11 protein-coding genes are annotated in these 14216 nt (G+C 74.0%); 8 read left to right on the top strand and 3 right to left on the bottom strand.

All coding sequences use genetic code 11. The features are described from left to right. Positions 1-111: 111 nt before the first annotated feature. Entirely contained in the window at positions 112-696 is a 585-nt protein-coding gene (locus tag ABZW03_RS24300; RefSeq protein ID WP_355261991.1) for a TetR/AcrR family transcriptional regulator, read from the bottom strand. A 169-nt stretch (positions 697-865) separates the two neighbouring features. Between ABZW03_RS24300 and ABZW03_RS24305 the strand changes: the two genes are divergently transcribed. The 3 genes from ABZW03_RS24305 to ABZW03_RS24315 all read left to right on the top strand — a co-directional run bounded on the left by ABZW03_RS24305 (position 866) and on the right by ABZW03_RS24315 (position 5688). Then, positions 866-2134, top strand: a complete 1269-nt coding sequence (locus ABZW03_RS24305; protein ID WP_355261994.1) for a hypothetical protein — start codon at positions 866-868, stop codon at positions 2132-2134. Positions 2135-2295: 161 nt separating this feature from the next. Further along, positions 2296-3996: a phenylacetic acid degradation protein PaaN gene (gene paaN, locus ABZW03_RS24310; protein WP_355261997.1), complete on the top strand. Its 1701-nt coding sequence runs from the start codon at positions 2296-2298 to the stop codon at positions 3994-3996. Between the two features lie 201 nt (positions 3997-4197). Beyond that, the gene (locus tag ABZW03_RS24315; RefSeq protein WP_355261999.1) at positions 4198-5688 is read left to right on the top strand and encodes an FAD-dependent monooxygenase; all 1491 of its coding nucleotides are present in this window, start codon (positions 4198-4200) and stop codon (positions 5686-5688) included. Positions 5689-5824: 136 nt separating this feature from the next. On the opposite strand, the gene ABZW03_RS24320 is transcribed toward ABZW03_RS24315, so the two are convergent. Continuing rightward, a complete protein-coding gene (locus ABZW03_RS24320) occupies positions 5825-6391 on the bottom strand; it encodes a CGNR zinc finger domain-containing protein (RefSeq protein WP_355262002.1) in 567 nt (188 codons plus the stop codon). A 256-nt stretch (positions 6392-6647) separates the two neighbouring features. On the opposite strand from ABZW03_RS24320, the gene ABZW03_RS24325 reads away from it, so the two are divergent. The 5 genes from ABZW03_RS24325 to ABZW03_RS24345 all read left to right on the top strand — a co-directional run bounded on the left by ABZW03_RS24325 (position 6648) and on the right by ABZW03_RS24345 (position 13231). Next, positions 6648-8804 (top strand): protease pro-enzyme activation domain-containing protein, encoded by a 2157-nt coding sequence (locus ABZW03_RS24325; RefSeq protein ID WP_355262005.1) that lies wholly within the window; start codon positions 6648-6650, stop codon positions 8802-8804. Between the two features lie 293 nt (positions 8805-9097). After that, positions 9098-10117, top strand: coding sequence for an XRE family transcriptional regulator (locus ABZW03_RS24330; protein ID WP_355262008.1), 1020 nt, complete (start codon positions 9098-9100; stop codon positions 10115-10117). A gap of 178 nt (positions 10118-10295) precedes the next feature. Continuing rightward, positions 10296-10763 (top strand): VOC family protein, encoded by a 468-nt coding sequence (locus ABZW03_RS24335; protein ID WP_355262011.1) that lies wholly within the window; start codon positions 10296-10298, stop codon positions 10761-10763. 58 nt (positions 10764-10821) lie between these two features. Then, a complete protein-coding gene (locus ABZW03_RS24340; RefSeq protein ID WP_355262014.1) occupies positions 10822-11733 on the top strand; it encodes a pyridoxamine 5'-phosphate oxidase family protein in 912 nt (303 codons plus the stop codon). 157 nt (positions 11734-11890) lie between these two features. Then, positions 11891-13231 carry a peptidoglycan-binding protein gene (locus ABZW03_RS24345; RefSeq protein WP_355262017.1) on the top strand — a complete coding sequence of 447 codons (1341 nt, stop codon included), beginning with the start codon at positions 11891-11893 and terminating at the stop codon, positions 13229-13231. Between the two features lie 42 nt (positions 13232-13273). Here ABZW03_RS24345 and ABZW03_RS24350 read toward each other — a convergent pair whose 3' ends face one another. Then, positions 13274-14023: an RNA methyltransferase gene (locus tag ABZW03_RS24350; protein ID WP_355262020.1), complete on the bottom strand. Its 750-nt coding sequence runs from the start codon at positions 14021-14023 to the stop codon at positions 13274-13276. Between the last annotated feature and the right edge of the window lie 193 nt (positions 14024-14216).

The following is a 14216-nucleotide window of genomic DNA, read 5'->3' on the forward strand; positions in this document are numbered from 1 at the left end:
CGACGCCGTGCCGGTGGACTCGGAGGCGGACACCGGGGAGATCCCGGTGGCGAACCTGCGCAAGGCCCTGGCCCCCGCGGCCCCCGCCCCCGGCCCCGGACAGCGGTCGGGTCAGCGCGCCCGCAGCCCGTCGAAGGCCAGGTGGACCACCGCGTCCGCGACGCCGTCGGCGGCCTTGAGCCCCGGCCGGTACCACTCCACGATCGAGTTGATCATCCCGAACAGCAGCCGGGTGGCCAGCCGCGGCTCCACGTCCGCGCGCAGCGCGCCGTCCGCGACCGCCGCCCGCAGCAGCTCGGCGACCTGGTGGTCGAAGTCCCGCCGGCGCTCCAGCGCCCACTGCTCGGTGGCCGTGTTGCCGCGCACCCGCAGCAGCAGCGTCACGTACGGCAGCTCCGCCAGCAGCACCTCGGCGGTGCGCCGCACCACGTGCTCCAGCCGGTCCACCGCCGGCCCCTGGACGGCGGCCGGCTCGGCCAGGATCGCGAACAGCCCGTCCAGCGCCCGCCCGACCGCCAGCCGCAGCAGCTCCTCCTTGCCGCGCACGTGGTGGTAGATGGAGGACTTGGAGATCCCGGCCGCCCGGGACAGGTCCTCCATCGAGGTGCCGTCGTAGCCGCGCTCGTTGAAGACGTCGACGGTCACCGCGAGCAGGGACTCCACGGTGTAGGCGGTGCGCGTGGTGTGATCGGCCATCCTCCGAGTATCCCCGGCCGCCCGCAGCGGTACGCGATCGGGTCGGTCCCGCCCACACCGGAAGAGGTCGGTCCCGCCCACACCGGAAGAGCTCGGTCTGGTCCACACCAAGGAAAGGGGGCAGGCCCTAGACTCTGCGGACGATCCGTCCACGTCCAAGGCTGGGGACATGAACGCAATACCGGCAGTCGCCTCCGACGTGCCAGAGCAGCGCGGCGAGGAGCCGGACGACAGCGCGCGCACCTGGCAGGAGCGCGGCCGCGCCCTGGTGGTCCGCTTCGGGCCGGCCGTGTGGTGCTACGCGGTGCTGAAGCTGATCGGCTTCACCGTCTTCATGAAGCTGCTCTCCTTCGCCGGCGAGTACGCCAAGAAGCCGGCCCGGTTCGGCGGCGGTGCCAACCCCTGGGACGTGGTGGCCAGCTGGGACGGCTGGTGGTACCAGCAGGTGGCCCAGTTCGGCTACCACCCGGCGCTCGTCCCGATCCCGAACGGCCCGGTCGGCTTCAGCATCGAGCAGAACTCGGCCGCCTTCTTCCCGCTCTACCCGGGCCTGATGCGGCTGACCTCGGAGCTCACCCCGTTCGGCCTGTACGGCGCCGGGATGCTGGTCTCGGTGGTGGCCTCGCTGTTCGCCGCGGCCGGCATCTACGCCGTGGTGGAGAAGATGACCGGCGACGTGCGCTCGGGCGTGATCGCGGCCGGGATCTGGGCGATCGCCCCGGGCTCGGGCGCCGAGTGGGCGGTCTACTCGGACTCCCTCTTCGTCGCGCTGGCCGCCTGGGCCTGCTACTGCGTGATGACCAAGCAGTGGATCGCGGCCGGGGTGATCACCCTGGTCGCCGGGCTCAACCGGCCGACCTCGGCGGCCCTGATCGGCGCCGTGGGCCTGGCCGCGCTGGTCGAGCTGTACCGCCGGGAGAGCGGCGTCCTGCGCCCGCTGGCCGCGGCGCTGATGGCCCCGGTCGGCCTGCTCGGCTACGTGGGCTGGGTGGGCTGGCGGACCGGCGAGTGGGGCGGCTACTTCCGGCTCCAGCACGACGCCTGGCTGCACTACTTCGACTGGGGCCAGGGCACCTGGCACGCGATCCGCGGGGTGCTGCTGGGCCGCAACGACTACCCCTTCGCCTTCCCGCTGCCGGACCTGTTCGCCACCCTGATCGTGCTCAGCCTGCCGATGCTGATCGTGCTGCTGGTCCGGCTGCGCCCGCCGCTGGTGCTGACCGCCTACACGGTGGCCACGATCGTCTCGGTGCTCGGCAGCCTGGGCATCTTCGGCAACGTCTCGCGCTACCTGCTGCCGGCGTTCCCGCTGTTCATCGCGCTGGCCGTGGGGATGCGCAAGCTGAGCCTGCCGGTGCTGGCGACCGTCCTGGGCACCGGTGCGATCGCCTCCGGCTGGTACGCCGGGTACGTCATCTTCGAGCTCGGCGTGCCGTAACCCCGGACCTGCCGGTCACCCACGGGGGCGCGTCCACCACGGACGCGCCCCCGTGCGTTCCGGCGGAATCCCCACCCTGCACCCTCTTGAGCCGACCGATCGTTCGGTTACTCTGTGACGTGTCCCGTCCTGCTTTTCGAGGCCCTCCGAGGAGCGCACAGATGTCCGCAGCGGTCACCCACCCCCTCGTCAGCGAGCTGGTCGAGCGCCACCAGGCCACCCTGGACGCCGCGCTCGCCGCCGCCGCGAAGCGCGACTACTGGTCGCCCTACCCCGAGTTCCCGAAGGCGTACGGCGAGAGCGGCCCGGCGGACGGCAAGGCCGCCTTCGACGCCCTGCTCGGCAAGCCCTTCGCCCTCGACGCCCACCCCACCGACGGCGACCTGGTCGGCGGCGAGGCCTCCCCGTACGGCGTCGAGCTGGGCATCACCTACCCGCACGCCGGCCCGGACGCGCTGATCGCCGCGCTCACCGCCGCCCGCCCCGGCTGGGCCGCCGCGACCCCGCTGGAGCGCGCCGCCGTCTGCCTGGAGATCCTGCACCGGATCAACGCCCGTTCCCACGAGTTCGCCCAGGCCGTCATGCACACCACCGGCCAGGCCTACGGCATGGCCTTCCAAGCCGGCGGCCCGCACGCCCAGGACCGCGGCCTGGAGGCCGTCGCCTACGCCTACGCCGAGCAGACCCGGCTGCCGCGGCAGGCCGGCTGGACCAAGCCGCAGGGCAAGCGCGACCCGCTGGTGATGACCAAGGAGTTCACCGTCGTCCCGCGCGGCCTCGCGCTGCTGATCGGCTGCAACACCTTCCCCACCTGGAACGGCTACCCGGGCCTGTTCGCCTCGCTGGCCACCGGCAACCCGGTGCTGGTCAAGCCGCACCCGCGGGCCGTGCTGCCGCTCGCGCTGACCGTGCGGACCGCCCGCGAGGTGCTCGCCGAGGCCGGCTTCGACCCCAACCTGGTCTGCCTGGCCGCCGAGCACGAGGGCGGCACCGTCGCCGCGACCCTCGCCGTCCGGCCCGAGATCAGGATGATCGACTACACCGGCTCCACCGCCTTCGGCGACTGGCTGGAGGAGAACGCCAAGCAGGCCCAGGTGTACACCGAGAAGGCCGGCGTCAACGCGGTGGTGATCGACTCCACCGACGACTACCGGGGCATGCTGGGCAACCTGGCCTTCGCGCTCTCGCTCTACAGCGGCCAGATGTGCACCACCCCGCAGAACGTGCTGATCCCGCGCGGCGGCATCGCCACCGACCAGGGGGACAAGTCCTACGACCAGGTGGTCGCCGACCTGGCCGGCGCCATCGAGGGCCTGCTCTCCGACGACGCCCGCGCCGCCGCGATCCTCGGCGCCGTGGTCAACCCCGGGGTGCTCCAGCGCTCGGCCGCCGCGGCCGGCGGCGAGTACGGCGAACTCGCCCTCGCCCCGCGCGCGGTGGCCTCGCCGGAGTTCCCCGGCGCGACCGTCCGCACCCCGGCGCTGGTCAAGCTGGACGCCGACAAGCCGGACGACCGCACGGTCCTGCGCAGCGAGTGCTTCGGCCCGGTCTCCTTCGCCGTCGCCGTCGAATCCACCGCCGCCGCCGTCGAGTTGCTGCGCACCACGGTCCGCGAGAAGGGCGCCATGACGGCCTCCGGCTACACCACCTCGCCCGAGGTGGAGGCGCTTCTGGTCGAGGCCGCGCTGGACGCCGGCGTCTCGCTCTCGCTCAACCTGACCGGCGGGGTGTACCCCAACCAGACCGCCGCCTTCTCCGACCTGCACGGCACCGGCGCCAACCCGGCCGCCAACTCGGCCTACTGCGACGGCGCCTTCGTCGCCAACCGGTTCCGCACGGTGGAGATCCGTCGGCACGCCTGAGCCGGCCCGCCCGGCACGGCGCGCTTGAACCGGCACGCCCGCGCCGGCCCTCCTGAGCCGGCTCGACACCCCACGGGCCCCGGCGGTCACCCACCGCCGGGGCCCGGCGGTTCACAGCTCCGACCGCGCCCGCGATGATGGAGGCTGGGAGAACGCCGGGAACGGCGTCCGACCGCCCTCCGAACAACGGGAGCTGAGTACATGGCCGTGAAGCCGACGACCGAAACCGACGTCCTGATCGTCGGTGCCGGACCGACCGGACTGCTGCTGGCCGGCGATCTCGCCGCCTCCGGAGTCGGCGTCACCGTGCTGGAGAAGCGGGCCGCCGGGTCCGACCTCACCCGGGCCTTCGCCGTGCACGCCCGCAGCCTGGAGCTGCTGGACGCCCGGGGCCTGGCCGAGGAGCTGATCGCCACCGGCCGGCCGCTCGCCGAGCTGCGGATGTTCGACCGCTTCGGCATCGACCTCGGCTCGCTGCCGACCCGCTTCCCGTTCGTCCTGATCACCCCGCAGTACCACGTCGAACGGCTGCTGCTGGAGCGCGCGGAGAAGGCTGGCGCCACCGTGCTGCGCGGCGCCGAGGTCACCGGGCTGCGCCAGGACGCCGAGGGCGTCACCCTGGAGACCCGGGACGGGAGCACCCACCGCGCCGCGTACGCGGTCGCCACCGACGGCGTCCACTCCACCGTCCGCGACCTGCTGGGCATCCCGTTCCCCGGGGAGTCGGTGGTCGACTCGGTGGTGCTGGCCGACGTCCGGCTGGAGCGCGAGCCGGCCCAGGCGATCACCGTCGGCGCCAACCAGGCCGGCTTCGCCTTCGTCGCCCCGTTCGGCGACGGCTGGTTCCGGGTCATCGCCTGGGACCGCGAGGAGCGGTACCCGGACGGCACCACCCCCTCGGCCGAGCAGCTCACCGCGCTCACCCGGGCCATCCTCGGCGAGGACTACGGCCTGCACGAGGTGCGCTGGAGCTCCACCTTCCACAGCGACGAGCGGCAGGCCCCCAACTACCGCTCCGGCCGGGTCTTCCTGGCCGGCGACGCCGCGCACTGCCACTCCCCGGCCGGCGGCCAGGGCATGAACACCGGCCTCCAGGACGCCGCCAACCTCTCCTGGAAGCTCGCCGCCGCGGTCCGCGGGCACGCCACCGACGCCCTGCTGGACACCTACCAGACCGAGCGGCACCCGGTCGGCAGGACGGTCCTGCGCACCTCCGGCGCGCTGATCCGGCTCGCCCTCGCCGAGTCCGCCCCCACCCGCGCCCTGCGCGGCGCGCTCACCGCGCTGGGCAGCCACCTCGACCTGCTCACCGAGCGCGGCGCCAAGCTGGTCTCCGGCATCGGCATCTCCTACCCCGCCCCCAAGGACGCCCACCCGCAGGTCGGCAAGCGCGTCCCGGACCTGCGGCTGACCGCCCTGAGCAAGCCCGTCGAGGGCGCCCCGGCCGCCCCCGAGCGGCTCTACGAGGCGCTGCGCGCCGGGAAGTTCGTCCTGGTCAGCAACGACGAGCTGGCCGCCGCCGAGCCCTGGGCCGACCGGATGGTCTCCGCCGCCCCCGCCGACCCGCACGGCAAGCTGCGCGACACCGTCCTGCTGATCCGCCCGGACGGCTACGTCGCCTGGGGCGCCGTCGACCCGGGCCAGGGCGAGCTGCGCGCCGCCCTCACCGACTGGCTCGGCGAGCCGGCCTGACCCCAGGTCCGGGCGGGACCCCCGGCCCGGGCGGGACCCCCGGCCCGGGCGGGACCCCCGGTCCGGGCGGGCCCGCGCGCCCGCCCGGACCACACCGTTCGAACACCGCGCTCCCGACCAGTCGTTCGGTCGTCCGTTAACCCCGCGCCTTCTCGTAGTGCCGGGCCGCCTTCGCGCGGTTCCCGCACACCGCCATCCGGCACCACCGCCGGCGGCCGTTCTGCGAGGCGTCGAAGAAGTGCAGGATGCACGCCGCGTGGGCGCACTGCCTGACCCGGTGCGCCCCCTGGCCGAGCAGTCCGAGGAAGGCGTCCGCCGCCAGCCAGGGCGCCAGCCACTCCGGCCGGTCGACCTCGGTCCGGTCCTCGGCCCCGCCCGGCGCCGCCGTCCGCCGGATCCGTCCGTGCGCCAGCACCGCGTCCAGCCCGTCCCGCGCCGCCGGGCCCAACTCGCCCCGCTCCCGGGCGTCCTGGGCGGCCAGCAGGATCGCCTCGCGGGTCTGCCGGATCGCCGCCAGGCCGGCCTCGTCGGCCGCGCAGCGTCCGCTCAGCCCGGCGGAGGAGAGCCAGATCCGGTACCCCTCGACGCCGGTGAGCAGGTCGTTGACGGGCGTTCCGGACCAGCGCGTGTTGAGCAGGTCGAGCGCGAGCGGCTCACCGATCAGCGGCCGCGGGTCCCTCGGGTCCGGCTGCGCGTCAGTCATCGTCCTCCCTCGGCTCGGTCCGATTCTACGTCCGCCCCGGCAGCCCGAACTGGTCTGGACCGGTCCCGGATTCCGGGTCATTCACCGTATGGAACCGCGGAGTTCCCGGCCCTCCACAGTTGACTGTTTTTTAGCAACGAATTGCCCGATCATGAGCCAATTCGCACACGGGTTCTGTCATGTTCGAGCCAGCGTTCTGGACCCCCTGAACGCCTGGCCCCTTGCCGGCCCCCACAGCCGGCCGGAGGAGGATCCGTTGCGCCCCCGCTCCCTTGCCCTCGCCGCCGCGATAGCCGTGCTGCCGCTGACCGCCGTCTCGCTCGGCGTCTCCGCCGCGCAGGCCGCCACCCCCAACGCCACGCCGCGCGTCGCACTGCCGAACACCGTGAACCCCGCGGTGGCCCACTCGGAGAAGAAGGGTGACGTCCCGGCCGAGCAGCAGATCTCGGTCTCCGTCAGCCTGAAGCTGCGCGACACCGACGCGCTGGACCGCTTCCTCACCGCGGTCACCACCCCGGGCGCCCCGGAGTACGGCCGCTACCTGACGCCGGAGCAGTTCACCGCGCGCTTCGGCCCGACCCAGGCCGCCGTCGACCAGGTCCGGACGTACCTGGCCCAGCAGGGCCTGACCGTCACCGACGTGAGCGCCAACCGCCAGGTGGTCAACGCCCACGGCACCACCGCCCAGGTCTCCCAGGCCTTCGGCACGCACGAGAGCGCGTACGTCGACCCGCAGCTCCAGCGCGCCTTCTTCGCCAACGACGCCGCCGCCTCGATCCCGTCCGACCTGGCCGCCGTGGTCCAGGGCGTGAGCGGCCTGGACAACCACGCGGTGCGCAAGAACCGCCTGGCCACGCCGAACGCGATCACCCCGAACGCCGCCACCGCCGGCCCGACCGGCACGAACCCGGTGCAGTACAACGGCGCCTACCGCCTGGACAAGACCGGCGCCGACGGCACCGGCGTGACGGTCGCGCTCTGGGAGTTCGACGGCTACAAGGCCTCGAACCTGACCACCTACGACTCCCAGTTCGGCCTGACCGGCCCGGCCGTCTCCACCGTCGCGGTGGACGGCGCCAACTACGACGCCAAGCCCGGCCAGGGCCAGGGCGAGGTCGAGCTGGACAGCGAGATCGTCCGCGGCGTGGCGCCCAAGGCCACCCAGCTGGTCTACGAGGCGCCCAACAGCGACCAGGGCGAGATCGACATGGCCAACAAGATCGTGACCGACAACCGGGCCTCGGTCATCTCGATCTCCTGGGGCTCCTGCGAGCCGGACACCACCGCCGCCTCGATGACGGCCGTGGACAACGCCTTCAAGCAGGCCGCCGCCCAGGGCATCTCGATCTTCTCCGCCTCCGGCGACGACGGCTCCCGCGACTGCACCCGCTCCACCAGCGGCTCGACCGTCAAGGCCGTCGACTTCCCGGCCTCCAGCCCGCACCAGACCGGTGTCGGCGGCACCAACCTCAAGGTGACCAGCGGCAACGCCTACTCCTCGGAGAGCGCCTGGAGCACCGCCGGCGGCGGCGTCTCCACCGTCTTCGCCAAGCCGAGCTGGCAGACCGGCACCGGCGTCAGCGGCACCATGCGCACCGTCCCGGACGTCTCCTCCAACGCCGACCCGGCCAGCGGCTTCTCGATCTACACGGTCGGCGGCTGGCAGGTCTACGGCGGCACCAGCGCCGCCGCGCCGCTCTGGTCCGGCTACGCCGCCCAGTTCAACCAGAAGGCCAAGGCGGCCGGCCAGCCGGTCCTCGGCGAGGCGAGCCCCCGGCTGTACTCGGTGGCGAACGGCAGCGGCTACGGCAGCACCTTCCACGACGTGACCACCGGCGCCAACCAGGACTTCTCCACCAAGGCCGGCTACGACCAGGTCACCGGCTGGGGCTCCCCGGTCGCCGACGCCCTGACCACCGCCCTGCTCGGCGGCGGCACCACCCCGCCCTCCGGCGGCTGCACCGCCGCCCAGCTGGTCTCCAACGGCGGCTTCGAGAGCGGCACCGCCACCCCGTGGACCACCTCCAGCGGCGTGGTCGACAACAGCGCCTCCCAGGCGGCCCACTCGGGCAGCTGGAAGGCCTGGCTGAACGGCTACGGCTCGGCCCACACCGACACCCTGTCGCAGACCGTCTCGATCCCGGCCGGCTGTGCCTCCGCCAAGCTGACCTTCTGGCTGCACGTCGACACCGCGGAGACCGGCACCAGCGCGTACGACAAGCTGACCGTCCAGGCCAACGGCACCACCCTGGCGACCTACTCCAACGCGAACGCCGCCGCCGGGTACGTCCAGCGCACCGTGGACCTGACCTCCTTCGCCGGCCAGACCGTGACCGTCAAGTTCACCGGCACCGAGGACGCGTCGCTGCAGACCAGCTTCGTGATCGACGACGTCGCGCTGAACGTCGGCTGACCACCGGAGCACCCGATCCCCGCCGGGGCGGAGCCGTCAGGGCCCGCCCCGGCGGTGTCCGTCCCGGGCCCGCGCGCGACGGTGCGCGGGCCCGGCTGCACGGCCCGTGTTTCCGGACTGTTTCAAGATCGATAAGCCTTCGATCCACCTGCCGTGAGCACTGTCATACGCACGACTGATGACGTAGCCTCTCGACCGTGCATAGGGTTCCCCAAAGCTCGGTGAAGCCGCTGGCGGCGCGCCCCGGCGCCGGCCCGGTCCCACCGAACTCACCCGGTGGGGAGGGTCACCGCATGGCCGCACAGCAACCTCAGGACGCCGCACGGCTGCGACTGGTCGGGTCGCACGCGGAGCGTCCCGCTCCGTCCGGACCGGCTCCCGCCGCCGTCCCCGCTCCGTCCCCCGGCCGGCTCGCCCCGGTCGGCGGCTTCGCGGACACCCTGCACCTGGCCATCGAGGCCAGCGGCCTCAGCCTGGACCGCATCCGCGCCGCCCTCGCCGGACGCGGCGTCCGGGTCAGCGTCACCACCCTCAGCTACTGGCGGCGCGGCCGCAGCCAGCCCGAGCGGGCCAGCTCGCTGCGCGCCGTCCACCTGCTGGAGGAGCTGCTCGGCCTGCCGCACAGCGCGCTCTCCTCGCTGCTCGGCCCGCCGCGCCCGCGCGGCCGCTGGGCGGCCGCCGCCAACACCGCCTGCCACCTCGGGCTGGAGGACGTCTGGCCGGGCGAGCAGGAGATCGCCAACATCTTCGCCGAACTGGACGCCCCGCCGGCCGGCGAGCTGGAGCGGCTGAGCATCCACGACTCCTACTACGTGGACGCCGAGCAGCGCGGCAACCTGCTGCGGATGCGCCAGGTGGTGCGCGCCACGGTCGGCGGCGTCGGCCGCTGCCTGGTGGTGCACATGGCCGACGAGGAGGCGGCCGGCTGTCCGGAGATCACCTCGGTGCGGCACGGCCGGCTGGGCCGGGTGCGCCGCCGCCCGGAGGCCGGGCTGATCGTCGCCGAGCTGATGCTGGATCGCCCGCTCGGCCTCGGCGACAGCACGGTCTTCGAGTACGAGGTGGAGATCCCGCCCGGCGGCCCGACCATGGAGTACAGCCGCCGCTTCGCCACCCCGGTGCGCGAGTACGTGCTCCAGGTGCACTTCGACCCGGCGGCCGTCCCCGCCCACTGCGAGCGCTACGACCGCGAGCCGGGCGCCGACGTCGACCACCGCCGCGAGCAGCTCTGGATCGGCGCCTCGGCGAGCGCCCACGTCCTGGCCCCGGACCAGCAGCCGGGCCACATCGGCATCCGCTGGGAGTGGGCCTAGCCCCTCCCTCCTCCCCCAAGCCCCGCCGGCCCCGGCGGGGCTTTCGCATGCCCGCTCCCAAACCTAACCATTCAAACTCTCCATACTGGTTGACGCTGCATCACCTAACTCCTACTCTCGCTAGTACCGGTTAGGCAGACGCCTCGCCGGACACCGACGCCTCCGGGAGTGACCAGGCATGTCCGCCACCCAGCTCCGCACCCTGCAGACCGGCCACGTGGGTCTGAACGTCACCGACCTGGCCCGCTCGATCGCCTTCTACCGGGCCGTGTTCGGCCTCGACGTCACCGCCGAGGGCACCGACCCCGAGCGCCGCTACGCCCTGCTCGGCCGCGACGGCCGCCTGGTGGTGACGCTCTGGCAGCAGAGCACCGGCGCCTTCGCCCCCGCCGCCCCCGGCCTGCACCACCTCTCCTTCGAGGTCGAGAGCCTCGACGAGGTCCGCACCGCCGAGAAGCTGCTGCGCGGACTGGGAGCCGAGTTCGCCTACGACGGCGTCGTCCCGCACCGCGAGGGCTCGGCCTCCGGCGGCATCTTCTTCACCGACCCGGACGGCATCCGGCTGGAGGTCTACACCCGCACCGGGGTGGACGGCACCGAGGCCGCCGCCCCCACCGCCGACGCCCCGACCTGCGGTTTCTTCTAGGGTCCGTCTTGCCGGACAGGACCTGGACCGCCGCTCGAAGGAACGCCAGGAGCCGACCATGAACCCCAGCAGCACGCCGTACCACCCCGGCGAGCGGGCCGCCCAGGCCCGGGCCGGCCGGACCGAACGGGCCGACCACGCCGGCCGGTCGATCCGCGACACCGTCCCGCCGGTCGCCGCCCGCTTCCTGACCGAGCGCCGGATGCTGGTCGTCGGCGCCGCCGACCGGGACGGCCGGGTCTGGGCCACCCAGCTGACCGGCCCGGCCGGCTTCCTCTCGGCCCCGGACGAACGGACCATGGCCGTCGCCGCCCTCCCGGCCGGGGCCGACCCGCTGGCCGAGGCGCTGGACCGCCCGGCCCGGGTCGGCACCATCGCGCTGGACCCGGCCGACCGGCGCCGGATGCGGCTCAACGGCTGCTCCGCCCCGGACGGCCGGGGCGGGCTGCTGGTGCACGCCGACCAGGTGGTCGCCAACTGCCCGAAGTACATCCAGCGCCGCACCCCGACGGACCGCCCGGCCGCCGGCCCGCCCCGTACGGTCGCCACCGGCCGGGTGCTGACCACCGCCCAGCGCCTGGCCGCGGCCACCGCGGACACCTTCTTCATCGCCAGCACCGGCCCGGACGGCAGCGTGGACGCCTCCCACCGCGGCGGCTTCCCCGGCTTCCTGGAGCCGGTGGCCGCGGACCGGCTGCGCTGGCCGGAGTACCCGGGCAACAGCATGTTCCTGACGCTCGGAAACCTGGAGCTGGACCCGCGGGCCGGCCTGCTGCTGCCCGACTGGGAGACCGGCGGTTCGCTGCTGGTCACCGGCGAGGCCCGCACCGACTGGTCCGAGGAGGCCCGGCAGGGCGTCCCCGGCGCCGAGCGGATGGTCGAACTGACCGTCACCGGCGTGGTCGAGCTGGCCGACGCCACCCCGCTGACCTGGACCGATCCGGAGTACTCCCCGGCCATTCCGCGCTGACGGCGCCTCAACCGCGCTACCCGCCGCCGTCGGCTCCCGCCACGCCCGGGAGCCGAACGGGTCTCACCCGTTCGGCCTAACCCACCGTGACGCATCCCGTCCGCTTTGGGACTTTGGTCCGGATAACACGCGGAAAAGCCCGGGAAAGAGGCGGAGCATGACCCTGACCGACCCCCTGTCCCCGCTCATGGAGTTCGACGACGTCGAACCGGCGGAGGACTGCATATGCGGGGGCTGCAACGCCCGCCGACGCGCCCGGCTGCACGCCGCGCCGGTCCACGAGGGCGGACACGCCGCCGCCCGCAGCGTCCGCCGCCGGGCCGCCGTCCTGATGGCCGCCGTCGGCACCGCGATCGGCGGCGGAGCGGCCGCCGCCGGCACCGCCACCGCGGCCCCCGTCCCCGGCCCCACGCCGGGCGGCACCAGCACCGGCCGGTCGCAGACCCCCCAGGGCGAGGTCAGCGGCCTCTACGGCCAGGCCCCCGGCGCCCGCACCTTCGCCGCCCCGCGGATCGCCGCGGCGCCGGTCACCCGGGCCCAGATCATCCAGCGCGCCCAGACCTGGGTCGACCAGGGCGTGCCGTACAGCATGAGCCGCTACTGGTCGGACGGGTACCGCCAGGACTGCTCCGGCTTCGTCTCGATGGCCTGGGGCCTGGGCAGCAGCCAGACCACCTGGACCCTCCCCGACTACGCCGAGCGGATCGCCAAGAACGACCTCCAGCCCGGCGACATCCTGATCTACAACAACCCGGCCAACCCGCAGGCCGGTTCCCACGTGACGATCTTCGGCGGCTGGGCCGACTCCTCGCGCACCAAGTACGTCGCCTACGAGCAGACCGGCCCCTCCACCAAGAAGCGCTCCACCCCGTACGCGTACTGGAACAACTCCGGCGGCTACGTCCCGTACCGCTACACCGGCCTGTCCGCCGGCAGCAACGACGGCGGCGGCACCTCCACGACCGCCTTCCCCGGCGCCGACAAGTTCGGCCCGGGCGCCGACAACGCCTACGTCACCAGGCTCGGCCAACTGCTGGTGCAGCGCGGCGGCGCCAGGTTCTACACCACCGGCCCCGGCCCGCGCTGGAGCGAGGCCGACCGCAGGGCCACCCAGGCCTTCCAGCAGGCCCAGGGCTGGCGCGGCAGCGAGGCCGACGGCATCCCCGGCAAGGACACCTGGGACTACCTGGTCAACGGCAAGGGCCGCAACATCGACGGCGGCACCCCGCTGCCGCCCCCGCCGCCGCCCACCACCGGGGGCTCCGCCTTCCCCGGCGCGCAGTACTTCGGCCCCGGCCAGAGCAACGAGCACATCCGCCGGCTCGGCGAGCAGCTGGTCCGCAAGGGCTTCGGCGGCTCGTACAGCGTCGGCCCCGGCCCGCGCTGGACGGAGAGCGACCGGCGGGCCGTCCAGGCCTTCCAACTGGCCCAGGGCTGGCGCGGCGGCGAGGCCGACGGCTACCCCGGCCCCGACACCTGGCGCCGCCTCTTCTCCTGACCCTCTCCCCCTGAGGCGCGGAGTCCACCCGGGCTCCGCGCCTCAGCGCTTCCCGGACCTCCAGTGGAAGAGCCCCATCGCCACGCTGGTCGCCAGGTTGAAGCTGGACACCCCCGGCTGCATCGGCACCGCCACCAACTGGTCGGCGCGCCCCTTGAGTTCGGCCGACACCCCGTGCCGCTCGGTGCCGAACGCCAGCAGCGCGTCATCCGGGAACGGCACGTCCCGGATGTCCGCCCCCTCCGGATCCAGCACGAACAGCGGCCCGTCCGGCAGCTCCGGCAGCGCCATCCGCTCCACCGCGGTGGCGAAGTGCAGCCCCGCGCTCCCCCGCAGCACGTTCGGGTGCCAGGGATCCATGTCCCCGGTGGTCACCACCCCGGTCGCCCCGAACCCCGCCGCCAGCCGGATCACCGCCCCGACGTTCCCCAGATTGCGCGGATTCTCCAGCACCACCACCGGCGCCTCCCGCGGCCGGCGCCCCAGCACCTCCCGGTTCGCCTCCGCCGACGGCCGCACCGCCAACGCGACCACCCCGGTCGGATGCACCCGCGGCACCAGCCCGCGCACCACCGCCTCCGGCACCTCCACCGCGAGCCCCGCCACCGCCGGCACCACGTCCGGCGCCAGCTCCCCCGCCAACTCCAGCAGGGCCCCCCGGTCCACCGTCACCACCCGCCGCACGTCCCCGCCGAACCGCAACGCGTGCTTCAACGCGTGGAACCCGTCCAACACCACGGCCCCCGGCTCCCGCCCAGCCGCCCGCCACGCCCGCACCACCTCGTCGTCCATCCCCCCACTCTGTCACCCACCCCCACAGAGCCCACCCCAGCAGGCGCACCCCCCACCACCCGCACCCCTCCCCCGACAGCACCCCCTCCCACCCGCCTCCTCTCCCCCGCGAGAGGGACGCGCTGCGGGAGGGGCGGCGCAGGGGGTGGGTGCGGAGAGGGGCGTTGCGGGTGATTTTCAGACTGCCAACGGC

Origin of the sequence: Kitasatospora sp. NPDC004799, from assembly GCF_040609095.1 — a bacterium.
In the GTDB taxonomy this organism is placed as follows: Bacteria; Actinomycetota; Actinomycetes; order Streptomycetales; family Streptomycetaceae; genus Kitasatospora.